This window comes from Microbacterium yannicii PS01 (assembly GCF_000304335.1).
Taxonomy (GTDB): Bacteria; Actinomycetota; Actinomycetes; order Actinomycetales; family Microbacteriaceae; genus Microbacterium; species Microbacterium yannicii_A.
Map to the genome: position 1 here is coordinate 22948 of NZ_CAJF01000031.1, position 21568 is coordinate 44515.

The following is a 21568-nucleotide window of genomic DNA, read 5'->3' on the forward strand; positions in this document are numbered from 1 at the left end:
AGTCGCGAATCTGCGTCACCCGCTACTGTGATCTGCGGCACGCTTTCCCCCACCACCCGGAGGATCCGAATATGGCTGTAATCCCCGCATCCGGCACCCAGCACGCGCTCCGCGCCGGCGACTACGAGGCGGTCATCGCGAGCGTGGGGGCGACGCTCCGCTCGCTGACGTACCGCGGCCGCAACCTCGTCGTGCCCTTCGAGGCCGACGAGGTGCGACCCGCGCATCGCGGCGCCACGCTCGCCCCGTGGCCCAACCGCATCGTCGACGGCAAGTACTCGTTCGGCGGCCGGGACTTCCAGCTCGGGCTCACCGAACCGGCCCGCGGGCATGCGCTGCACGGCCTGGCCACCTGGCTCGACTTCGAAGCCGTCGACAAGGGCTCGGACCACGTCACCCTCGCCGCGGTGATCCAGCCGCAGACCGCCTACCCGTGGCGGATCATCGTGACCGCGCGGTTCGAGCTCGGCCCCGGCGGCCTCACCCAGTCGGTCACCGCCCGCAACGACAGCGCCGAGCCGGCGCCGTGGGGCACGGCTCCGCACCCCTACCTGGTGGCGGGCGAGGGCCGCGTCGACGACTGGACGCTCGAGCTGCCGGCCGCGCAGGTACTCGAGGCCACCCCCGACCGCCTCATTCCCACCGAGCTCACCGCCGTGGACGCGAACGACCCGGAGCGCTTCGACTTCCGCACAGCGCGCCCCATCGGCCCGGTGGAGATCGACCACGCGTACTCGGGTCTCATCCGCGGCTCGGACGGCATCGCGACGGTTCGACTGACAGTCCCCACGCCCCCTCCGCTCGACGCTGGCGCGTCGGGCGGAGCCTCCGGGCGCGTGGGCCCAGCCGCAGGGACCGGTGTCGAGATGTCGTGGGATGCCTCGTGCCCCTGGGTGCAGGTCCACACCGCCGACAAGCCCGACCCCGCGGCGAGCCGTCTCGGACTCGCCGTCGAGCCGATGACCTGTGCGCCCGACGCGTTCAATGCCGGCTCGTATGACTACGACGCGGGTCTGGTCGTTATCGAGCCCGACGCATCCGCCACCGCCTCCTGGCGCATCGCCGCGATCGTCTGATCCGGCGCGGACCGACCGGGCTCGATCCGGCCGGTCCGTCGCCGTGCCTGGATCCGGCTCGGTGACGGCACCCGCTGGGTAGCGGCATCCGTCGCGGGCGTGTGTGCGTGGGCAGCCTGATCTCGAGCTCGTACGTCGGATCAATGACGGATGCCGGAGCGGGATGTCACACCGGATGCCGCGGCGGTGTCTCCATGCCAAGGAACAACCTTGGAGGAGACATGACCACGAACGCCCGCGTTCCCGCAGCCGAGCTCACCGGCGCCTACGGCCTGATGCTCAAGGTCGCGATGAAGAAGATGGTCGGCGACGTCCCGGATTCGGCGGGGGTGCTGTGGAATCACCCCGCCGTGTTCAAGGACATGATGGGATTCAGCCGCAAGTCTGAGAAGTGGGACGAGCTCGACGAAGGACTCGGCGTGCTCGCGCGCATGGCGGCGGCCGCCGCCGTCGGCTGCGAAGCGTGCCTCGACCTGAACTACTTCATGGCGCACCGCCGCGGGCTCGACGAGGAGAAGGTGCGTGAGGTGCCGGCGTGGCGCACGTCGCCCGTCTTCACCCCGCTCGAGCGCCGTGTCATGGCCTATGCCGATGCGATGAGCCAGACACCACCGGCGGTGACCGACGAGATGTCGGCACAGCTGCTGGACGAGCTCGGCGCGTCGGCTCTCGTCGAGCTGGCCGCCCGGGTGGCCGTCATGAACATGGCGGCGCGAATGAACAGGGCGCTCGGCATCCGTTCAGAGGAGTACGCCGCGGCGTGCGGACTGCGTCCGCTCGCGGATCGTCAGCTCGCAGACCACGAGGGCTCGAGCCAGGAGAACGGGGGCAAGCAGACCGCACACGATGCGGCTCCGGTATCCGCCGCCGTAGGCTCTCGGGCATGAGCACCCCGCTCGACGACGCCGACGCGCCGGATCACGGCGTGGTCGACGCCGACGCGCCGGACCACGCCGTGGTCGACGCTCCCGATCCGTTCGTCACGCATCGCGGCCTGCTGTTCACGGTCGCGTACGAGATGCTCGGGTCGGCGGCCGACGCCGAGGACGTGCTGCAGGAGTCCTGGCTGCGCTGGGCCGGCGTCGATCGGGCCGAGGTGCGGGACGCGCGGGCGTATCTCGTGCGCATCGTGACACGCCAGGCGCTCAACCACCTCCGCACCGTCTCTCGGAGGCGCGAAGAGTACGTGGGGGAGTGGCTTCCCGAGCCGCTGCTGACCTCTCCCGACGTCGCCGACGACGTCGAGCTGGCCGACAGCGTCTCGATCGCGATGCTCACCGTGCTCGAGACGCTCGCCCCGACCGAGCGCGCGGTCTTCGTGCTGCGCGAGGTCTTCGACGTGCCCTACGACGAGATCGCGGTCGCTGTAGACAAGTCCCCCGCGTCCGTCCGGCAGATCGCGCATCGCGCGCGGGACCACGTCGCCCGGCGCCCTCGGGTGAAGGTCGAGCGCTCCGAGCACGAGCGCGTCGTCGCGCGGCTCGCAGATGCGGTCAACACCGGCGACGTTCAGGCGCTGATGGACGTGCTGGCACCCGACGTCGTGTCGATCGCCGACGGCGGGGGACAGGTGCGCGGTGCGGCTCGCCGCCCGATCGTCGGCGCGAAGAAGCTCGCGGCGTACCTCATGGGCGGGATGGCGAAGTACGGCGTCAGCATGCGGATGTCGGCGATGCCGGTCAACGGTCAGCCCGGCCTTCGGGTCGAGGTCGACGGTCAGATGGTCGGCGCCGTCAGCCTCACGGTCGAGGAAGGTCGCGTGACGCGGATCTTCACGACGGCGAACCCGCAGAAGCTCGCTCGCCTGGACGCGGAGATACCGCTGACCCGCTGAGCGACCCCGGCCCGAAGGACCAGCCCGTCCGGCCCTGGGTCAGTGGTGCCCGGGGTCCACCAGCTCGTGCGACCCGTGGTCGGGCGCGAAGCGAGCGCCCTCCGTCGTCCCCAGTGCCGGCGTGACGATGGCGGCGACGACGACTGCAGCGGCGATGAGCGCGCTGACACGCGGGGCCCCGGCATCCGTTCGATCATCCCCCGCCCGCAGTCGCAGACCGCAGGTCAGCGCGACGGCGATGAGAAGAGCGGATGCCGCCGCCGCCGCGATCACGCTCGCCCGTCCGGGCTGCGCCCAGAGCACGGCGGTCAGCGCGGCGATGCCCGCCAGCGCGCCCGCGATTCCTGTTCGGGGCACGACGACGTGACCCCGGACGAGCACCATCGCTCCCCAAAATACGCTCCCGGCGCCGAGCGTGACCAGAACCAGGCCGGCCCCCCGGGCGGCCAGGTCTCCGGTCAGCGCGTCGGCGCCGAGAGCGATCTGTATGAGTCCGGCACCCCATGCCGCGACCGCACCGATCGCCGGAGCGATCGATGTTCTCGTTGTCTCGGTCATGGGAGCGGCCTCAGGCTGTGCGCGTCGTGCGGTTCGTGTTCACACCGCGCTCGGCGCCGAGTCCGACACCGAGGAGCACGAGAGCGCTCGCGAGGTGAAGGAAGTGATCCGCGGTGTTCAGCGCGAGGATGTTGGCTCCGGTGTCGGCGATGAAGAAGCCGACGATACCGAGCAGCAGGTAGGCGGCACCGACGATGACGTTCACCGTCTTGGCGGCCTTCACCGACGACAGTCCACCGATGAGCAGGGCGGCCCCGATCAGCAGGTGGGCGATGTTGTGGAGCGGGTTGACTTCGAAGATGCCGAGCAGCAGCCCGCCTTCGGTCGCGATGAAGCCGACGCCGCCGGTGACGGCGAAGCCCAGTGCGCCGACGACGAGGTAGACGGCTCCGAAGATCGTCGCGACGAGGCGATTGGGTGACGAGCGCATGTGCGTTCCTCCTGTTTTCTTGGTGCGGCACGTGCCGCGTGTGTGGTTGTTCGGAACCCGGCGTGGGACGGTTTGCCTCGACGGTGGGCGGAGGCCCCGGGCCTGTCCTACGGTCCGAGGCCTCGCTTGTCGCGGCGCAGTCCGTTCGCGGCGATGGCCTCTCCGCGAACGGGGCGGGATCACGTCCCGTCGCGCAGGTCTTCCTTGATGTCGTTGCGGGTCTTCACCGAGTCCCGTTCGGCTTCCGCCTTCCTGACGTCGGCGTCCGCCTTCATCTCGTCGACCTTGTCGCCGACGCGATCGGTGGTGTCATCCCACGTGTCCGCGATCTTCTCGCCGACGGCCTTGGCCGTCTCTTTGGCGTCGTCCATGAATCCCATGGGTACTCCTCTCGTGGGCGTGACTCCGACGGTAGGGATCGGTGGTGTCCGGAGCAGGGGGCTTGCGCGCGCTCGCACGGATTGCTAGACGCGCAGGCGCTCGCCGCGCGCGAGCAAACGGCGTGGCGTCCGACGCACTAGCCTCGATTCGAGGAGGTGCGATGGGTAAGAACGCGGATGCGATCGCCGAGGGCGTCTCCATCGCGTCCGCCGCCGCGCGCCTGGTCGTCCGCAACCGCATCCTCGTCGACACCATCGCCAACGACGAGCTGTTCGAAGCAGCCCGCTTCGCGACATTCGCGCGCGAGACGCTGATCTCGCTCGCCGACGAGCAGGAGGCGGCCGCCGATCTGGCACGCCGTCAGCGCAAGAAGGCGTGGGGCAAGTTCTCCGATCCCGACGGCACGCACGACTACCGGGACCGCGACACCCGCAACCTGCGCAAGCGTCACCGTCAGTACATCGGCGTCGCGAAGGAGCTGCGCCGTATGGCCGACGATCCGCACGTCGTGCGCACGCTCGTCGAGCAGTCGCGCGACGCCGCGTGGGGCGATGTCGAGTCCAACCTCCAGCGCCGCCTGCGCGTCGAGGGCATGCGCCCCGACCTCGATCCGGACTACGAGCGGATGCGCGCGGCCCGCATGCAGTCGATCCGGCTCGTCGACCTTCCGCGTCTTTCGGCGCACCGTCGTCGCGGGCCGCAGGGTGGCGACTCCGAGTCCGCTGCGGGCGCGTCTGACGGCGAGACGGATGCCGCGCCGCGCGCTTCCGGCGTGGACCTCAGCGAGCTCGATTCCTGAGTCGCCGGCCCGATTCGATCGGGGTTGTGAGGACACGCCCGGCACTGCGGCGCCGATTCGCGCGGGCCGCGGCCGTGGGGTATTCTTGACGACGTTGTGCGCGAGAGCGGGCAGCATGCGCCTCTAGCTCAATGGATAGAGCATCTGACTACGGATCAGAAGGTTGGGGGTTCGAGTCCCTCGAGGCGCGCACTGTGTTGAGACAGTGAACGACGAAGAGCCGCGGATCTCCGCGGCTCTTCGTCATTCCTGCGGCAAGTCAGTGCGACGGGGAAACTCACTTCGCTCGCACGGCCACCGGTCCCGTCGACTCTCTGACGAGAAGGTGAGTCGGAATCATGGTGGTTCCGGGCCGTGGCGGTTCGCCGTTGAGGATCGCGATGAGCCGGCTGGCGGCGAGACGACCGGCGTGCTCGGTATCGCCGGCGATCGTGGTCAACGGCGGGGCGCTGAAATCTGCGCCGAAGATGTCGTCGCACCCGACGACGCTCATGTCATCGGGAACACGCACGCCACGCTGCCTGAGGCGTTGCAGAATCCCGATGGCGAGGAGGTCGTTGAACGCGACGCACGCCGTGGCCCCCGTGACGAGCAGAGCATCCGCGGCGGCAACTCCGCTGGTACGCGTGGGAGTGTACGGGCCGACGAGGATCGGCATGAGCGATTGCAGGCGAACCTGCTCCTCGAACTCCTTCCAGCGCCAGCGGTTCTGCCACGATCCAGGCGGTCCTGATACGAAGGCGATCGTCTCGTGTCCGAGGGCCTTCAGGTGGTCGACCGCCTGCGTGAGACCGGGTCGGATGTCGATGAGCACGCTCGGTATGTCCTCATGCCGGCGATTGATCACGGTGAGCGGAAGCCGTGCGGTGGCCTCGCGGAGCGCGGTCTCATCGAGCCGCGTCGCAGAGAGGATGACGCCGTCGACGACCTTATCGAGCTGGCTCAGGGTCTCGGCCTCGGTCGAGTGCGACTCGCCGGTGTCGATCAGCAGCTGCATGAAGCCCGCGGTGCGCAGCTGCTCTTGCGTCGAGCGGATGATGTCGAAGTAGAACGGGTTCGTCACGTCTGGCACGAGCAGCGCCACGAGCCCCTTGCGATCGGCCAGGCGCGAGGAGGTGCTGTACCCGAGTTCTCGCGCGGCGTCGAGGATGCGCTGGCGGGTCTGCTCGTTGATCCGTCCCGGACTGTTCAGTGCGCGCGAGACCGTGGACGCCGCCACCCCGGCGCGCTCGGCAACTTCTTTCGCGGTGACTCGCATGACTGTCCTTCCTTATTCCTCGTGATCACCTAACCCGGTGCCAGCACATTTGGCAAGTGTTGGCAATTTCTTGACGTGTCGTGCCACCCGCGTTTCCATGGAACTGCGAAACCCGCACTCTGCTCTTTTCCGATGACGTAATCGAGGACACGATGAATTCGATGACCAAGAAGGTCAGCCTGGTCGCTGTGGCAGCTCTCCTGCTCACGGGCTGCGCGGCTGGCACACCCGAAGCCGAGGTTTCTGCGGGCGGTGACAGCGTCGCCCGGGGCCCACTGCTCACGATCGGCCAGCTCGGCGATGTCGCCTCCTGGGATCCCTCGCAGGCCCACGTCGGGCACGCACTGGTCCCGTACCAGCTCGTCTACGACACCCTCATCCTCCGCGAGCCGGATGGAGAGCTCAGCCCGATGCTCGCAACCGAGTGGAGTTACAACGACGACCGCACAGTGCTCACGCTGGAGCTGCGGGACGACGTCACCTTCTCAGACGGCGAGCCTTTCGATGCGGAGGCGGTGACGGCCAACCTCGAGCACTTCAAGTCCGGCAACGGTCGCCAGGCAGTGCAGCTGACGCAGTTCGAGTCGGCGACCGCGGTGGACGAGGACACGGTCGAAATCACGCTCGCTCAGCCCGACCCGGCCATGGAGTATTACCTCAGTCAGGCTGCCGGCTTGATGGCCAGCCCTGCCGCGATCGAGGCAGGAACGCTGGAGACCGACCCGATCGGCACCGGCCCGTACCTGTACGACAAGGCGAATTCGGTGCGTGACTCCCAGTCCCGCTTCACGGCGAAGGAGGACTACTGGAACCCCGACCTGCAGAAGTTCGACGAGGTCGAGCTGCGGATCCTGGTGGACATCTCGGCGCGCGTCAACGCCATCATCTCGGGGCAGGTGGACTGGACGACACTCGAGGCGAAGTCGGCTGACCAGGCAGAGGATGCCGGGCTCGAGATCATCCCCGACTACCAGGTCGACTGGACGGGCATGACCTTCCTCGACCGCGACGGAGTCATCAACCCCGCGCTCGCCGATGAGCGCGTCCGTCAGGCCATCAACTACGCCGTCGACCGCGACACGCTGCTGGAAGAGCTGCAGCTCGGCCGCGGGAGTGTCACGAGCCAGGTGTTCGGACCCGACAGCGGCGCGTTCGTCGACGACCTCGAGGAGTACTACACCTATGACCCCGAGAAGGCGAAGGATCTCCTTGAGGAAGCCGGCTACGAAGACGGCTTCGAGCTGAGGCTCCCGGTGATCCCGGCCTTCGCGACGCAGATCACGGCGCTCGCGCAGCAGCTCGGCGAGATCGGCATCACCGTCACTCAGGAGACGGTGCCGCCGGCGAACTACGTCCAAGACGTCGTGCAGAAGAAGTTCGAAGCGTTCAACTTCAATCTCTTCCAGGGTGAGGCGTGGGTCGCGATCAACCAGATCATCTCGCCGACCGCGACGTTCAACCCCTTCGGCACTACCGACCCCGAGCTGGAAGAGCTCATCTCCGTCGTTCAGCAGGGCGGCGAAGACAGCGAAGCGGCGGCGCAGGACGTCAACCGCTACGTCACCGAGAACGCCTGGTTCCTGCCGCTGTACCGCATCGACCAGATCAGCGTGTACAACCCCGAAAAGGTCACCGTCGTCGCGCAGACGCAGTCGGCGATGCCCTCCATCTACAACTTCTCCCCCGCGGAGTAGGGAGACGACGGACAGGCGGAGGCGGCGACTGCACAGAGTGCGCCAGCTGCCTCCGCCCTCCCAGATCGGAGGATCCATGCTCACGTTCACACTGCGACGCCTCGCGTCGGGTCTCGGCCTGCTGGTCGTCATCTCGATGCTGACGTACACGCTCCTGTTCTTCTCGAGCACAGCCATCGCGCGCAATATCTTGGGCGAACAGGCCACCCCAGAGCAGATCGCACTGAAGGAGGCCGAGCTCGGTCTGGATCAGCCTCTCCCCGTGCGATATCTGGGCTGGGCAGGTGCGGCGCTGCGCGGCGACCTCGGCCAGTCCTGGTTCAACGGCGAACCCGTCACGCAGACGATCCTCAACCGACTGCCCGTCACCCTCGTGCTGATGATCGTCTCGATCGTGCTCGTGGCCCTCATCGCGACGGCACTCGGCGTTCTCGCCGCCGTCCGTCGCGGATGGGTGGATCAGACGGTGCAGGTCGGCGCGGTGGTCGGCGATGCGATTCCCGGGTTCGTGCTGGCCCTGCTCCTCGTCACGATCTTCGCGGTGAACCTCGGCTGGTTCCCTGCCGTTTCCACCATCCGCCCAGGGGCGGGGCTCGAGGCGTGGATCGTCTCTCTCAGCCTTCCGGTGATCGCGATCGTGCTCAACTACGTGACCTCCAGCGCGCAGCAGATCCGCAGCGCGGTCATCAAGGAACTCGAGAAGGACTACGTTCGCACGCTTCGCAGCCGGGGGTTGGGGGAGCGTGAGATCGTGCTCAAGAACGTACTGCGCAGCGCCGCGCCCGCCGGTCTGACCGTACTCAGCCTGCAGTTCATCGGCCTCCTGGGCGGTGTCATCATCCTGGAGCAGATCTTCGCGATCGCCGGGATCGGCCCCCTCCTCGTCACCGCGACCACTGTCGGCGACATCCCCGTCGTCATGGGGATGACCATCGTCGCGGTGGTGATCGTCATCATCGTGAACCTGCTCGTGGACGTCGCTCAAGGCGCCCTCAACCCGAAGGTGCGGCTGTCATGACCGACGTCATCAGGACCCCATCCGTGCCCAAGCGCTCCCAGCGCGGAACCCTGCGGCGGATGGTACGCAACCCGCTCGGCATCCTCTCGCTCTCTTTGCTCACGATCATCGTGCTCGCCGCGGTGTTCGCGCCTCTGATCGCACCGTTCGATCCGAACTATGCCGACGTCGGCAACACCCTCGCCGGCCCGGGCGGGCAGAACATGCTCGGTACCGACAGTGCAGGTCGCGACGTCTTCTCACGCCTGCTGTACGGCGCCCGGCTCACACTGCTCTCGGCGCTCCTGTGCGCGAGCGTCGCGATCGCGATCGGGCTCCCGGCAGGTCTGATCGCCGGCTACTACGGTGGTGCGTTCGACAGCACGTCGAACTGGTTCTCCAACATGGCGATGGCCCTCCCGGGCTTCGTCGTCCTGCTGGTCGTCCGCGCCGCGCTCGGTCCTTCGGTGTGGATCTCGATGATCGCCTTCGGCATCCTCATCAGCCCGAGCTACTACCGCCTGACCCGCACCGCCGTGCAATCCGTCCGCAATGAGCTGTATGTCGACGCCGCCCGCGTCGTGGGCCTGAGCGACGCGCGCATCATCTCTCGGCACATCCTCTCCGTCGTCAGGGCGCCCCTGATCATCCAGACGGCCCTCATCTGCGGAGTCGCGATCGCCGTTCAGAGCGGCCTGGAGTTCCTCGGTCTGGGCGACCCGACCGAGGCATCCTGGGGTTCGATGCTGGGCGACGGCTTCAACAACATCTACGTGCAGCCCTCCCTCATGCTCTGGCCGGCGCTGGCGATCGGCATCACGATCGGCTCCCTCGTGCTGCTCGGGAATGCGATCCGTGATGCGCTCGAGGACCGCCGCGAGATCAACGCGCCGCGCCGTCCCCGGCCCGTCGCCGATGCGGGCGCGCGGGGGCCCGCTGTGGTCGATGACACCGAGGCGATCCTGCAGGTTGCCGATCTGAGCATCGGGTACCCGAATGTCGGTGGCGAGTACACCCGTGTTGTCCGCAACGTCTGCCTCACCATCCGACCCGGTGAAGTCCTGGGCCTGGTCGGCGAATCCGGATCGGGCAAGTCGCAGACCGCGTTCTCCATCCTCGGTCTGCTGCCGCGCACCGCCCGCATCCTCTCCGGCTCGATCCGCTTCGAGGAAGCCGTTCTCGTGCGAGACGGCGAGGTCGATGTGAAGGCTGTACTCGGCATCCGAGGTCGTCGTATCGCCTACATCCCGCAGGAGCCGATGTCGAACCTCGATCCGGCGTTCACGATCGGCCACCAGCTGACACGTCCGATGGTGAAGCTGCTCGGCATATCCAAGAATGAGGCCGCCGAGCGGGCGCGTGACCTGCTTCGTCGCGTCGGCATCGCTGATCCCGACCGGGTGATGAAGGGCTACCCGCATGAGATCTCCGGCGGAATGGCCCAGCGTGTGCTGATTGCCGGGGCCCTCTCGTGCGAGCCGGATCTGATCATCGCCGACGAGCCGACGACGGCGCTGGATGTGACCGTCCAAGCTGACGTGCTCGACGTCATCCGCACGATGCAACGCGAACTCGGAGTGGCGGTGCTTCTGGTCACCCACAACATCGGCGTGATCGCCGACATCGCCGACCGCGTCGCCGTCATGCGGCAGGGCGAGATCGTCGAGACAGGGCCGGTGGACGAGATCCTGCGCCGTCCCTCGCACTCCTATACCCGCAGCCTCATGGCGAGCATGCTCGTCGGCAAAGAGCCGCTGACGCCGCTCGGTCTCACCGGGGCCGCCGCCGGCGCAGAGACGAGCGATCCAGAGGATGCCTTCGAGGAGGCACTCGAACTCGCCGACATGCAGCAGCCCCTGTCGCCGACCGCCGAGACCATCCTGCGAGAGGACATCTGATGAGCGGCACCATTCTCGACGTCCGCGACCTGGTCGTGGAGTACAAGCCGAAGAAGCTCCGGGCCAAGCCGCACCGCGCGCTGCATGGAGTATCGCTCAACGTCGACGAGGGTCGGACGCTCGGCCTGGTGGGCGAGTCGGGGTCGGGGAAGACGACCATCGGCCGGGCCATCCTGGGCCTGGCGCCGATCGCTTCCGGCACGATCGCTTTCAAAGGCGACGACATCACGCGGATCAGCCGCCAGAATCGCCGCCGGTTCAGCGGTGACCTGCAGGTCATCTTCCAGGACCCGTACACCTCGCTGAACCCGGCGATGGACGTCGGCGACATCCTTGCCGAGCCGCTGGGCGTGCAAGGCGTCGCCCGAGATGCGGCCCGCAGGCGGGTAGTGACCCTGCTCGATCGCGTGGGCCTGCCGTCGAATGCGATCAACCGTCAGCCGAACGAGTTCTCGGGCGGCCAGCGGCAGCGCATCGCCATCGCGCGGGCACTGGCGCTCGACCCGAAGCTGATCGTGTGCGATGAGCCGGTCAGCGCCCTGGACCTGACCACCCAGGCGCGCGTGCTCGATCTCCTGCTGGAGATCCAGCAGGACACCGGGGTGGCCTACCTGTTCATCTCGCACGATCTCGACGTCGTCCATCACGTCAGCCATGACGTGGCGGTGCTCTACAAGGGCGAGGTCGTCGAGAACGGTCCGGCGGCGGAGGTCACCCGCACGCCGCAGCATCCGTATACGAAGCAGCTGTTGCTCGCGTCGCCGGTTCCGGATCCCAGCGAGCAGCGCATCCGCCGCGACCAGCGGCTCGCCCTCAAGAGCTCGCTCGACGCAGCCTGACCCCCGATAGAGAGACGAACAGTGCTCAAGCCCATCTCCACATCCACCCGCGAACTGATCCGTCTCGACGGCCTCTGGCGCTTCGCGCTGGACGACGTCTCGATCCCCGAGCCGTGGTCAGGCGAACTGAAGACCGCCTTGGAGGCTCCGGTTCCGGCCAGCTACAACGACGTGTTCGCGGACCAGGCGATTCGCGACCACGTCGGGTGGGTCTGGTACCAGCGGACGGTGCGAGTGCCGCGCGGGTGGGCCGGTGAGCGAGTCGTGCTGCGCGTGGATGCCGCCACCCATGAGGGCGTGGTCTACGTCGACGGCATCAAAGTCGCTGAGCACGTCGGTGGATACACGCCGTTCGAGGCTGACGTGACTGATCTCGCCTCGCCCGGCGAAGTGGTGCGCATCACCATCGGCGTGAACAACGAGCTGACGAACGAGACGATCCCCCCGGGCATGATCTCGACGACCGAGGCGGGCCGGCGCAAGCAGTCCTACCGCCATGATTTCTACAACTACGCAGGGTTGGCTCGCTCGGTGATCCTGTATTCGGTGCCGGCGACCCGGGTGACCGACGTCACCGTGACGACCGACCTCGACGGGGCGACCGGTGTCGTGGACTACCGAGTCGAGACGTCGGATGACGCCGATGTCCGCGTCGTGCTCTCTGACGCCGGCGGCGCCGAGGTCGCGAGCGCAGACGGCGCGACCGGACGGATCACTGTGGCTGATGCAGAGCTCTGGCGCCCGGGAACGGGGTATCTGCACGAGCTTCGGGTGGAAGTGCGCACGGGGGGAAGCGTCGCCGACGTCTACGAGCTCCCTGTCGGCATCCGCTCGGTTCGTGTCGAGGGAGCGCGATTCCTCATCAACGGCGAGCCGTTCTCCTTCCGTGGGTTCGGCAAGCACGAAGACAGCGCGTTCCGCGGCCGCGGGTTCGACAACGTCGTCATGGTGCACGACTTCTCGCTCATGGAGTGGATCGGAGCGAACTCGTTCCGGACCTCGCATTACCCCTACGCGGAAGAGTTCCTGGACTACGCCGACCGTCACGGCATCGTCGTGATCGACGAGACCGCGGCAGTGGGCCTCAACCTCGGCATCGGCGGCGGATTCCACGGCCAGAAGGCCGAGCTGTCCTTCTCGCCGACGATGTTCAACGACAAGACGCAGGCGGCGCACGCCCAGGGCATCCGCGAACTGATCGACCGCGACAAGAACCACCCGAGTGTCGTGATGTGGTCGATCGCCAACGAACCGGAGTCGGTCGAGGACGGCGCGCGGAAGTATTTCGAACCGCTCGTTCAGCTCGCCCGGGAGCTCGACCCCTCCCGACCGCTCACCTACGCGAACGAGTACCGCGGCACGTTCCACAACGACCGCTTGGCCGACCTGTTCGACGTGATCTGCCTGAACCGCTACTACGGCTGGTACAACGAGACGGCAGACCTCGATTCCGCGGCCCTCAAGCTCGAGACCGAGCTGCGCGGCTGGGAGTCGACGTTCGGCAAGCCGATCATCATCACCGAGTACGGCGCCGACACCCTTGCCGGACTCCACGCGGTGGGCACACAGGTGTGGAGCGAGGAGTACCAGGTCGCCCTGCTGCGCACCTACCACGAAGTCTTCGATCGCATCGACGCCGTCATCGGTGAGCAGGTCTGGAACTTCGCCGACTTCCAGACCTCGCAGGGCATCATCCGGGTGGACGGCAACAAGAAGGGGGTCTTCACTCGCGACCGGCGTCCCAAGGCTGCGGCGTTCGCGTTGCGTGAGCGCTGGCTCGCCGCCGGTGACGCGGACACGGGGTCCGGCGAGTGATCGACCACGCCCTGTCCACAGCGGCCGCAGGCCGAGGGATCCCGTCGGGTGACGCGCTTCTGCCTGCGGACGCACGAACGCGCGCGATCGCCCGTGAGTTGTACGAAGCCGTCGCGACCGCGCCGATCATCTCGCCCCACGGTCACGTCGATCCACGGCTTCTTCTCGATGACCGGCCGTTCCGCGACCCTGCGGAGCTGCTGATCACTCGCGATCACTACGTGACGCGCATGCTGCATTCGGCTGGGCTGGAACTGGGGGCGCTGGGGCTCGACCCGCGCCGCACGGTAGACCCTCGGGACATCTGGCGTCGCCTGGCAGCGAATTGGCATAGGTTCGCCGGCACCGCGAGCGGATACTGGCTGAGCCACGAATTGTCGTCGCTCTTCGGCGTCGATGAGGGGCTCGACGAGGTGTCTGCCGATCGCACCTACGATCGCATCGCGGCCGCGCTCCAGAAGCCGGAGTTCCGTCCTCGAACGCTGTTCGATCGGTTCGGCATCGAGGTGCTGGCGACGACCGACGATCCGCTCGACGATCTTGCGCCCCACCGCGCGCTGGCAGCGGATCCGTCATTCGCGGGTCGGGTGCTGCCGACCTTCCGCCCCGACGCGTACGTCGATCCAGAGGCGCCCGCCTTCGCCGCCGACGTCTCGCGACTCCTGGCGGCGACCGGCGAACCGACCACATTCGCCGGTTATCTAGGTGCCCTCGCCGCGCGTCGCGGGCACTTCCTTGCGGCCGGCGCCGTGTCTGCTGATCACGGCGTCGTCGAGCCGTTCACTGTGGATCTCGATCCCGCCGTTGCCGAGGACCTCTTCGGACGGGCGATGGCCGGTGACCTCGACTCCCCAGGAGCGCGTCTGTTCCGCGGGCACATGCTCTTCCAGATGGCGCGGATGAGCGTTGACGACGGTCTGGTCATGACGATTCATCCGGGCGTGCGCCGGAATCACCATGGGCCGACCTTCGAGCGCTACGGCCCCGACACCGGCCATGACATCCCGGTGACGACGGAGTACACCGAGAACCTTCGTCCGCTGCTCGAGGCCTTCGGCACCGCGCCCGGCTTCCACCTCGTGCTCTTCGCCGTCGACGAAACGGTCTACTCCCGTGAGATCGCCCCCCTCGCGGGGTTCTACCCAAGCGTCTACGTGGGCGCGCCGTGGTGGTTTCTCGACGCCCCCGACGCGATCCTCCGGTGGCGCTCGGCCGTCACCGAGACCGCGGGCTTCTACCGATCGAGCGGCTTCATCGATGACACGCGCGCCTTCCTCTCCATACCCGCGCGTCATGACACCGCCCGCCGATTGGATGCGTCGTTCCTCGCGCGACTGGTCGTCGAGGGGCGCGTCCCGCTTTCCACGGCACACCGCATCTCCCGTGACCTCGTCGGCACCATTCCGCGCGAGGTGTTCAAGCTGTGACCGAGGCGAACGGGGCTCCCGTCGAGGGTACGCGCCGGCCCGTGCGGATCGTGCACATCGGCCTGGGGCGCTTCTTCCGCGCTCACCAGGCCTGGTACACCCACCACGCTCCGGATGCCGCCGACTGGGGCATAGCCGCCTTCACGGTGCGGAGCCCGAAGGCAGCCGCCGAGCTCGCCGGCCAGGGATTCTCGTACCCGCTCACCGTGCGCGGACGTGACGGAGACACCGAGGAACGGATCGACAGCGTCGTGGCGGCGCACGACGGAGCCGATCTCGACGCGCTCCGGCGCTACCTGGCCTCCTCGGAGGTCGCGGTGGTCACGCTGACCGTCACCGAAGGCGGGTACGGGCTCGACGCCGACGGCGGCCCCGACCTCGCCGACGCGGAGGTGCAGAGCGATCTCGACTCACTCCGCGCGGGTGCCACCACCGCTCAGACGGTCCTCGGCCGCCTGATCCTCGGCCTCGATGCCCGGAGGCGCGCCGCCGCCGGGCCGATCGCGATCGTGCCCTGCGACAACATCCCCGACAACGGCGCGTTCGTGGCGCGCGGAGTGACCGAGTTCGCCACGCAGGTCGACATCGGTCTCGCGGACTGGATTCGCTCACACGTCTCGTTCGTCAGCACGTCGGTCGACCGCATCACACCGCACGCCGCCGAGGGTGAGATCGTGACCGAGCCCTTCACCGACTGGGTGCTGGCGGGGGAGTTCCCCGGCGGGCGACCGCGCTGGGAGAGTGCCGGCGCTCGCTTCGTCGATGACATCGAGGCCTGGGAGAACCGCAAGCTCTGGCTGCTCAACGGGGCCCACTGCATCCTCGCCTTCGCGGGCATCGCCAAGGGACTCGAGACCGTGTCGGACGCCATCGCGGACCCAGAATGCCGCGCCCTGGTCGAGGACTTCTGGGCGGAGGCCGTCGCGTGCCTGCCTTCGGGCACGGAGCACGAGAACTACCGAAAGCAGCTGGTCGCCCGATTCGCCAACCCCCGGATCGTCCACCGGCTCAGCCAGATCTCCACGGGTGCGACCTCCAAGGTGCAGTTCCGCTTCGCCGCCGTCGCCGAACGCACGCTCGATGCCGGCCGCATGCCCGCCGCGAGTGCCGAGGCGACCGCGGCGTGGATCGACTGGCTGGCCACGGCACCCTCGGAGTCGGATCCGCGGGCGGATGAGCTCGCTGCGGCGACCGCCTCCGACGACCCGGTCGTCGCGCTCATCGCCGTCGTGTCACCGCGGCTCGCGGAATCGGAACCGTTCACCGCTCGCGTGCGGGCGGCGACAGGCACCCAGCCCGGCCCGCTCAGGCACGGCCTCGACGCCGCCCGCACATCGTCAAGGAGAGCATCATGATCATCGACAAAGCCGAAGTCATCGTCACGAGCCCCGACCGCAACTTCGTGACACTGAAGCTCACGACCGACGACGGTCTCACCGGTCTCGGCGACGCGACGCTGAACGGGCGAGAGCTTGCGGTCGTCGCCTACCTGACCGAGCACGTCGTGCCGCTGCTCATAGGCTCGGATGCGAGCCGCATCGAGGACACCTGGCAGTTACTGTATCGGTCGGCGTACTGGCGGCGCGGTCCGGTCACGATGGCGGCGATCGCGTCGGTCGACATGGCCCTGTGGGACATCAAGGGGAAGGCCGCAGGCATGCCGGTCTACCAGCTGCTCGGCGGCGCCAGCCGGAACGGGCTGATGGCCTACGGGCACGCGTCGGGCAAAGAGCTGCCGGAGCTGTTCGACTCGATCCGATCGCACCAGGAGCAGGGGTATAAGGCGATCCGTGTGCAGACAGGCGTCCCGACGCTGAAGGCGATCTACGGCATCGCCGCACAGGGTGCCGACGTCGGGGACGCGACCGTGCGGTACGACCATGAGCCGGCCCGTCGGGGGGCGAAGCCGGTGGAGGAGGACTGGGACACCCGCGCCTATCTGAACCATCTGCCGGGTGTGTTCGAGGCCGTGCGCAACGAGTTCGGTCCTGACATCCCGCTGCTTCATGACGGTCACCACCGGATGACGCCGATCCAGGCGGCCAGGCTCGGCAAGGACCTCGAACCGTACGACCTGTTCTGGCTGGAGGACTGCACCCCCGCCGAGAACCAGGAGGCGCTGCGGCTCGTGCGCCAGCACACCACGACCCCGCTGGCCATCGGCGAGATCTTCAACACGATCTGGGACTTCAAGGACATCATCCGCGATCAGCTCATCGACTACGTGCGAGGCGCCGTCACTCATATGGGCGGCATCACGTCGCTCAAGAAGACCCTCGACTACGCGGCGATGTACCAGATCAAGTCCGGCATGCACGGACCGACGGACATCTCACCCGTCGGGATGGCCGCTGCGATGCATCTGGGCCTCGCGATCCACAACTTCGGCATCCAGGAGTATATGAAGCACGGCGCGCGGACCGATCAGGTCTTCGAGCAGTCCTTCACCTGGACCGACGGGTACCTCCACCCGGGCGACAAGCCGGGACTCGGTGTCGAGCTCAACACCGACGAGGCGGGCAGGTACCCGTACGCCCAGGCGTACCTCCCGTACAACCGTCTGCTCGACGGCACCGTCCATGACTGGTGAGCGACCGGCCCTTATGCGTTCACCCGCTACCGCTGTCCCGGCGGGTCGCTGTCGGCTCGCTGGGCGGCGATGGGCACGGCGACGGCCAGCGTGATGCACAGCACGCCGGCGACGAAGACCAGCCCGGGCAGGATCGGTGACGCGAAGGCCGCGCCGACCAGCCACATGCCGCCGATCAGGAGCAGTCCGTAGAGCACGAAGAGCATCGTCCACCTCCAGGGTTCGTGATCCTTTTGTATCGGCGCAGCGCGTGTGGCGTCTCGGGGCTTGACTTCCTCCGGTTCCTTCTTCGTCCGGCACACGGCAGCGACGACAATGGCGACATGAGACTTCTCCAGATCGCCCAGCGCGCGGAAGACCTCGATCGCGCCGCTGAGTTCTACACCGTGCTGCTCGAGGCCGGGCCGATCGCGCGGTTCGACCCGCCGGGGCTGCTCTTCTTCGATCTCGACGACGTGCGGCTTCTGCTCGACCGCGACGCGCCGTCATCGCTCCTCTACCTTCACGTCGACAACGTGCACGAGACTCTCGAGCGCCTCGACGGTCTCGCCGACGTGGTCTCGGCACCGCACGTGATCTTCCATCACGAGGACGACACGCTCGGCCCCGAGGGACATGAGGAGTGGCAGGCGTTCATCCGCGACTCGGAAGGGAACACCGTCGGGCTCATCGCCTTTCAGCGCCCCTGACCTCGCGCACACTGCGCGCTCGCTGCGTCGGGGCCGAGGCATCCTGCTGATCTCGATGTGGTGACGTCGTGCACTCTGCGTGGCGGGCGGCGTAGCCTGGGATGGTGAGCGCCTACGTCTCGGCGTTCGAGCTGTTCTCCATCGGTGTAGGACCCTCGAGCTCCCATACGGTCGGTCCCATGCGGGCCGCCCTCGACTTCGTCGTGCGTCTGCGTGAAACCGGGGTGCTGCCCGGCGTCGGCCGGGTGACCTGCACGCTCTACGGCTCACTCGGCGCGACCGGGATCGGCCACGGCACTCCCGACGCTGTGGTCGCCGGGCTGCGCGGGCTCGCGCCCGAGACGGCGGATCCGGATGCCGTCCGCTCGTCGTGGAGCGGATGGCCCCATGGCCGACCGCTCGATCTCGGCGGCGAGCGCTCGATCTCGTTCGATCGCGGCGACATCGTGTTCGCGCCGCGCACGCGGCTGCCCGGGCACCCGAACGCGATGACCCTCGAGGCTTGGGCCTCGCCCGACGACGGCCCGGAGCGCGACCACGCCCGCACGCTCGGGATCCGCGAGACGGGCGGCGCTTCGCGCGCGGTGACCGATGCGACCACGCGGGCGGGAACGGATGCCGGACTCCTCGCCCGTGAGACGTACTACTCCGTCGGGGGCGGGTTCATCCGGCGGGAGGGCGATCCTGCGACCGCGGGTCATCTGCGCACCGAGTCCTTCCCACTCGACTTCGGCAGCGCTGAAGAGCTCCTGGCCCTCTGTGATGAGCGCGGACTGACGATCGCCGAAGCCGCGCGGCTCAACGAAGCCGCGCGGCGCTCCGACGAAGAGATCGCCGAGGGACTCGACGCGATCTGGAACGCGATGGCCGCATGCGTCGAGGCCGGCCTCCGTACTGACGGCGTGCTCCCCGGCATGCTCGGGGTGAAGCGCCGGGCGTCGGCGATTCGCGCGCAGCTCGAAGAGGCCGAAGCCGAGGGCCGCCGGGAGCTGCCGGGGGAGTGGCTCGGCGCCTTCGCGCTCGCCGTCAACGAAGAGAACGCGGCGGGTGGCCGCGTCGTCACCGCTCCGACGAACGGCGCCGCAGGCATCCTCCCGGCCGTCGCGATGTACTGGTGGCGATTCCTCGCCGACTCCGGGCTCGGCGCCGGCAATGCCGTCACCCCGTACGGCGAGTTGGTCGGCAGCGCGCTGCTCGGCTATCACGGCCACGCCGCCGCACCGGAGGAGGCGGCCGCCTGGGATGAGGCGGAGGTGGCCGCGGCGAACCGCCGCCGCGGCATCCGTCGGTTCCTGCTCACCGCCACCGCGCTGGGCTCGCTGTTCAAGGCCAACGCGTCCATCTCCGGTGCCGAGGGCGGCTGCCAGGCCGAGGTCGGCTCGGCCTGCGCGATGGCGGCCGGCGGTCTGACGGCCGTGATGGGCGGCACGAACCGGCAGATCGAGAACGCGGCCGAGATCGCGATGGAGCATCACCTGGGTCTGACATGCGACCCGGTCGGCGGCCTCGTGCAGATCCCGTGCATCGAGCGCAACGCCATCGCGGCATCCACCGCCGTGACGGCGGCGCGGCTCGCGCTCCGCGGAGACGGCTCGCACTACGTCTCGCTCGACGCGGTCGTCGAGACGATGCGGCAGACCGGCATCGACATGTCGACGAAGTACAAGGAGACCAGCGAGGGCGGACTCGCGGTCAACGTCATCGAGTGCTGATCCCCGCGGACGCGTTCCGGGCGCCGCTGAGGGTTCGGGCGTCAGTTGTTGTAGGCCTCGGCCGCGGGATGCTGCGCAGACTGCCCCGCGAACGCGCTCTGGGCGGCCCTAAGGGTTCGGGTGTCAGTTGTTGTAGGTTTCGGCCGAGGGATGCTGCGCCAACTGGCCCCCGAAGCGCGGGGCGGGTCGGTGTAGGTGCTCCGCGAGCCGCAATCTCATGACGGCTGCCATCCGCGCCGCAGGAGTGCTTCGCGCACGATCGGAACGGCCCGAGGGTGCGGGCCGCGAACGTGGGACGACGTGAGGCGAATGACCTCCCAGCTGTTCGCGGCGTAGGCGGTGTATTTCTCGATGTCGCGATTCCACTGTTGGCGATCGGTGCGGTGGTGGTCGCCTTCGATCTCGATGACGGTGCGCGTCTCGCGGTGCACGAACTCAGTGATTCCGAGGCGCGTGCCGCGGTCGTCGTAGATCTCGACGTCGAGCTCGAACTCGGGAAGGCCGCCCGCCTCGGCATCCAGTCGGAAGTCCGTCTCGAGAGGGGAGGCGGATCCGACCCGAACCATCAAGAGCGCCGCTCTCAGCTTTCCGATGCCGACGCGCCGCCCCGCCGTGATCGCTCGCTCGAGCTGATCCGGTGTGGCGGCCTGCTCCTCCGGGCGGAGGATCCCTCGCTCATCACGCGGTATGCGCACGATCGCGTCGCCCAGCGCAACAAGCTGTCTCACGCTCAGCTCGCGGCCGAGCATTGCCCACGTTGTAACCGGCGTCGTCATCCGCAGACCACCGACCGTGTGAGTGTGCGCGAGCTTCGGCGTGACTTTGATGCCCCGGATGCCCTTCCGCCGCGGCGGTCGTCGGGGCGATGCGACTGCAACGGCGAGACCATCGCCCGGATCTACCGGCCATCTCTGAAGCACCGCGGCGGTTCGACCCGCGAAGAACTCGTATGGTCCCATGATCTTCGCGTACGCCTTCGCCATGCGAACAGTGGCCGCTCGCGCCAGCTCGCTCCTGGTGGGTGGTCGAAAGGTCTGGGACCCGCTCGTCTGCTCGCCCGGTCCAGAATGAAACAGCGCCGTCATGCGCATACCGCGAAAGGGCAGTTCGAGGTCGGACGCGCGCAGGCGGCCGATCGAGACGCCCTTCTCGATCGCCTCGGCGATAGAGAAGGTATCGCCGAGGATCGGGGGAAGCGGTCGCGGGGCACGAGGCATCCGTCCAGGGTGACCTGGGCACGTGCTCTTCCGCTCGGCCACGTAGCGATCGGCGTACAACGTCTCGCAGCCGACGCCTGGGGAGGAGCTGCAACCGACCAGACCGGATGCCGCGCGAACTGCCCCTCGAGCGGAAGCGCTGTCAGGAGCGTGCGCTCGTGGGTCAGCTGCTGTCGCTATGGCCGTCGGATGCCGCGCGAATTGCCCCCTGAACTTCGGCACGCTCTGAAGCTCGCCGTCGTGGGTCAGCTTCTGTCGCTATGGCGGAGCGGATGCCGCGCGAGCTGCCCCTCGAGCGGAAGCGCTGTCAGGAGCGTGGCGTTTCGTGGGTCAGCTTCTGTAGCTATGGCCGTC

At 68.1% G+C, this 21568-nt stretch carries 20 protein-coding genes and 1 tRNA gene; 15 read left to right on the forward strand and 6 right to left on the reverse strand.

Annotation, left to right across the window (positions count from 1 at the left end; translation table 11 throughout):
- The first annotated feature begins 71 nt into the window (after positions 1 to 71).
- The 3 genes from WYM_RS15565 to WYM_RS15575 all read left to right on the forward strand — a co-directional run bounded on the left by WYM_RS15565 (position 72) and on the right by WYM_RS15575 (position 2910).
- The gene (locus WYM_RS15565) at positions 72 to 1076 is read left to right on the forward strand and encodes an aldose 1-epimerase family protein (protein ID WP_019181768.1); all 1005 of its coding nucleotides are present in this window, start codon (positions 72 to 74) and stop codon (positions 1074 to 1076) included.
- 221 nt (positions 1077 to 1297) lie between these two features.
- A complete protein-coding gene (locus WYM_RS20495) occupies positions 1298 to 1963 on the forward strand; it encodes a carboxymuconolactone decarboxylase family protein (protein ID WP_019181769.1) in 666 nt (221 codons plus the stop codon).
- Complete coding sequence (locus tag WYM_RS15575; RefSeq protein ID WP_019181770.1) at positions 1960 to 2910, forward strand: RNA polymerase sigma-70 factor; 951 nt, start codon at positions 1960 to 1962, stop codon at positions 2908 to 2910. Before WYM_RS20495 ends, WYM_RS15575 begins: the two co-directional genes overlap by 4 nt.
- 39 nt (positions 2911 to 2949) lie before the next feature.
- Here WYM_RS15575 and WYM_RS20500 read toward each other — a convergent pair whose 3' ends face one another.
- The 3 genes from WYM_RS20500 to WYM_RS15590 form a co-directional block, all read right to left on the reverse strand.
- The gene (locus tag WYM_RS20500; protein WP_019181771.1) at positions 2950 to 3468 is read right to left on the reverse strand and encodes a hypothetical protein; all 519 of its coding nucleotides are present in this window, start codon (positions 3466 to 3468) and stop codon (positions 2950 to 2952) included.
- A 10-nt stretch (positions 3469 to 3478) separates the two neighbouring features.
- Positions 3479 to 3898: a DUF4383 domain-containing protein gene (locus tag WYM_RS15585; RefSeq protein ID WP_019181772.1), complete on the reverse strand. Its 420-nt coding sequence runs from the start codon at positions 3896 to 3898 to the stop codon at positions 3479 to 3481.
- A gap of 179 nt (positions 3899 to 4077) precedes the next feature.
- On the reverse strand, positions 4078 to 4278 hold the full coding sequence (locus tag WYM_RS15590; protein ID WP_019181773.1) for a hypothetical protein: 201 nt from the start codon (positions 4276 to 4278) through the stop codon (positions 4078 to 4080).
- Between the two features lie 161 nt (positions 4279 to 4439).
- On the opposite strand from WYM_RS15590, the gene WYM_RS15595 reads away from it, so the two are divergent.
- Both WYM_RS15595 and WYM_RS15600 read left to right on the forward strand, forming a co-directional pair.
- Positions 4440 to 5078, forward strand: a complete 639-nt coding sequence (locus WYM_RS15595; RefSeq protein WP_019181774.1) for a hypothetical protein — start codon at positions 4440 to 4442, stop codon at positions 5076 to 5078.
- Positions 5079 to 5195: 117 nt separating this feature from the next.
- Positions 5196 to 5268, forward strand: a tRNA-Arg gene (locus WYM_RS15600).
- Positions 5269 to 5355: 87 nt separating this feature from the next.
- On the opposite strand, the gene WYM_RS15605 is transcribed toward WYM_RS15600, so the two are convergent.
- On the reverse strand, positions 5356 to 6336 hold the full coding sequence (locus tag WYM_RS15605) for a LacI family DNA-binding transcriptional regulator (protein WP_019181775.1): 981 nt from the start codon (positions 6334 to 6336) through the stop codon (positions 5356 to 5358).
- Between the two features lie 161 nt (positions 6337 to 6497).
- On the opposite strand from WYM_RS15605, the gene WYM_RS15610 reads away from it, so the two are divergent.
- From WYM_RS15610 to manD, 8 genes are all read left to right on the forward strand, one after another.
- Positions 6498 to 8030 carry an ABC transporter substrate-binding protein gene (locus WYM_RS15610; protein ID WP_237739440.1) on the forward strand — a complete coding sequence of 511 codons (1533 nt, stop codon included), beginning with the start codon at positions 6498 to 6500 and terminating at the stop codon, positions 8028 to 8030.
- A 76-nt stretch (positions 8031 to 8106) separates the two neighbouring features.
- Positions 8107 to 9048: an ABC transporter permease gene (locus WYM_RS15615; RefSeq protein WP_019181777.1), complete on the forward strand. Its 942-nt coding sequence runs from the start codon at positions 8107 to 8109 to the stop codon at positions 9046 to 9048.
- Positions 9045 to 10925, forward strand: a complete 1881-nt coding sequence (locus WYM_RS20505) for a dipeptide/oligopeptide/nickel ABC transporter permease/ATP-binding protein (RefSeq protein WP_157525252.1) — start codon at positions 9045 to 9047, stop codon at positions 10923 to 10925. The genes WYM_RS15615 and WYM_RS20505 overlap by 4 nt, the downstream gene beginning before the upstream one ends.
- Positions 10925 to 11764, forward strand: coding sequence for an ATP-binding cassette domain-containing protein (locus WYM_RS15625; protein WP_019181779.1), 840 nt, complete (start codon positions 10925 to 10927; stop codon positions 11762 to 11764). The genes WYM_RS20505 and WYM_RS15625 overlap by 1 nt, the downstream gene beginning before the upstream one ends.
- Positions 11765 to 11785: 21 nt before the next feature.
- A complete protein-coding gene (gene uidA, locus WYM_RS15630; RefSeq protein ID WP_019181780.1) occupies positions 11786 to 13579 on the forward strand; it encodes a beta-glucuronidase in 1794 nt (597 codons plus the stop codon).
- Complete coding sequence (gene uxaC, locus WYM_RS15635) at positions 13576 to 15006, forward strand: glucuronate isomerase (RefSeq protein WP_019181781.1); 1431 nt, start codon at positions 13576 to 13578, stop codon at positions 15004 to 15006. The genes uidA and uxaC overlap by 4 nt, the downstream gene beginning before the upstream one ends.
- Complete coding sequence (locus WYM_RS20510) at positions 15003 to 16361, forward strand: mannitol dehydrogenase family protein (RefSeq protein ID WP_019181782.1); 1359 nt, start codon at positions 15003 to 15005, stop codon at positions 16359 to 16361. Before uxaC ends, WYM_RS20510 begins: the two co-directional genes overlap by 4 nt.
- Positions 16358 to 17596: a D-mannonate dehydratase ManD gene (manD, locus tag WYM_RS15645; protein WP_019181783.1), complete on the forward strand. Its 1239-nt coding sequence runs from the start codon at positions 16358 to 16360 to the stop codon at positions 17594 to 17596. The genes WYM_RS20510 and manD overlap by 4 nt, the downstream gene beginning before the upstream one ends.
- Before the next feature lie 26 nt (positions 17597 to 17622).
- Here the strand turns inward: manD and WYM_RS15650 are convergent, their stop codons facing one another.
- A complete protein-coding gene (locus WYM_RS15650) occupies positions 17623 to 17802 on the reverse strand; it encodes a hypothetical protein (RefSeq protein WP_019181784.1) in 180 nt (59 codons plus the stop codon).
- Positions 17803 to 17919: 117 nt separating this feature from the next.
- On the opposite strand from WYM_RS15650, the gene WYM_RS15655 reads away from it, so the two are divergent.
- Both WYM_RS15655 and WYM_RS15660 read left to right on the forward strand, forming a co-directional pair.
- Positions 17920 to 18285: a VOC family protein gene (locus WYM_RS15655; RefSeq protein WP_019181785.1), complete on the forward strand. Its 366-nt coding sequence runs from the start codon at positions 17920 to 17922 to the stop codon at positions 18283 to 18285.
- 104 nt (positions 18286 to 18389) lie between these two features.
- Positions 18390 to 19997 carry an L-serine ammonia-lyase, iron-sulfur-dependent, subunit alpha gene (locus tag WYM_RS15660; protein ID WP_026059859.1) on the forward strand — a complete coding sequence of 536 codons (1608 nt, stop codon included), beginning with the start codon at positions 18390 to 18392 and terminating at the stop codon, positions 19995 to 19997.
- Between the two features lie 215 nt (positions 19998 to 20212).
- Here WYM_RS15660 and WYM_RS20515 read toward each other — a convergent pair whose 3' ends face one another.
- Complete coding sequence (locus tag WYM_RS20515; protein ID WP_019181787.1) at positions 20213 to 21214, reverse strand: hypothetical protein; 1002 nt, start codon at positions 21212 to 21214, stop codon at positions 20213 to 20215.
- Between the last annotated feature and the right edge of the window lie 354 nt (positions 21215 to 21568).

Excerpts from the sequence above, each read along its gene's own strand:
- WYM_RS15565 (WP_019181768.1), top strand. The coding sequence starts at position 72 with ATGGCTGTAATCCCCGCATCCGGCACCCAGCACGCGCTCCGCGCCGGC.
- WYM_RS20495 (WP_019181769.1), top strand. The coding sequence starts at position 1,298 with ATGACCACGAACGCCCGCGTTCCCGCAGCCGAGCTCACCGGCGCCTAC.
- WYM_RS15575 (WP_019181770.1), top strand. The coding sequence starts at position 1,960 with ATGAGCACCCCGCTCGACGACGCCGACGCGCCGGATCACGGCGTGGTC.
- WYM_RS20500 (WP_019181771.1), bottom strand. The coding sequence starts at position 3,468 with ATGACCGAGACAACGAGAACATCGATCGCTCCGGCGATCGGTGCGGTC.
- WYM_RS15585 (WP_019181772.1), bottom strand. The coding sequence starts at position 3,898 with ATGCGCTCGTCACCCAATCGCCTCGTCGCGACGATCTTCGGAGCCGTC.
- WYM_RS15590 (WP_019181773.1), bottom strand. The coding sequence starts at position 4,278 with ATGGGATTCATGGACGACGCCAAAGAGACGGCCAAGGCCGTCGGCGAG.
- WYM_RS15595 (WP_019181774.1), top strand. The coding sequence starts at position 4,440 with ATGGGTAAGAACGCGGATGCGATCGCCGAGGGCGTCTCCATCGCGTCC.
- WYM_RS15605 (WP_019181775.1), bottom strand. The coding sequence starts at position 6,336 with ATGCGAGTCACCGCGAAAGAAGTTGCCGAGCGCGCCGGGGTGGCGGCG.
- WYM_RS15610 (WP_237739440.1), top strand. The coding sequence starts at position 6,498 with ATGACCAAGAAGGTCAGCCTGGTCGCTGTGGCAGCTCTCCTGCTCACG.
- WYM_RS15615 (WP_019181777.1), top strand. The coding sequence starts at position 8,107 with ATGCTCACGTTCACACTGCGACGCCTCGCGTCGGGTCTCGGCCTGCTG.
- WYM_RS20505 (WP_157525252.1), top strand. The coding sequence starts at position 9,045 with ATGACCGACGTCATCAGGACCCCATCCGTGCCCAAGCGCTCCCAGCGC.
- WYM_RS15625 (WP_019181779.1), top strand. The coding sequence starts at position 10,925 with ATGAGCGGCACCATTCTCGACGTCCGCGACCTGGTCGTGGAGTACAAG.
- manD (WP_019181783.1), top strand. The coding sequence starts at position 16,358 with ATGATCATCGACAAAGCCGAAGTCATCGTCACGAGCCCCGACCGCAAC.
- WYM_RS15650 (WP_019181784.1), bottom strand. The coding sequence starts at position 17,802 with ATGCTCTTCGTGCTCTACGGACTGCTCCTGATCGGCGGCATGTGGCTG.
- WYM_RS15655 (WP_019181785.1), top strand. The coding sequence starts at position 17,920 with ATGAGACTTCTCCAGATCGCCCAGCGCGCGGAAGACCTCGATCGCGCC.
- WYM_RS20515 (WP_019181787.1), bottom strand. The coding sequence starts at position 21,214 with ATGCCTCGTGCCCCGCGACCGCTTCCCCCGATCCTCGGCGATACCTTC.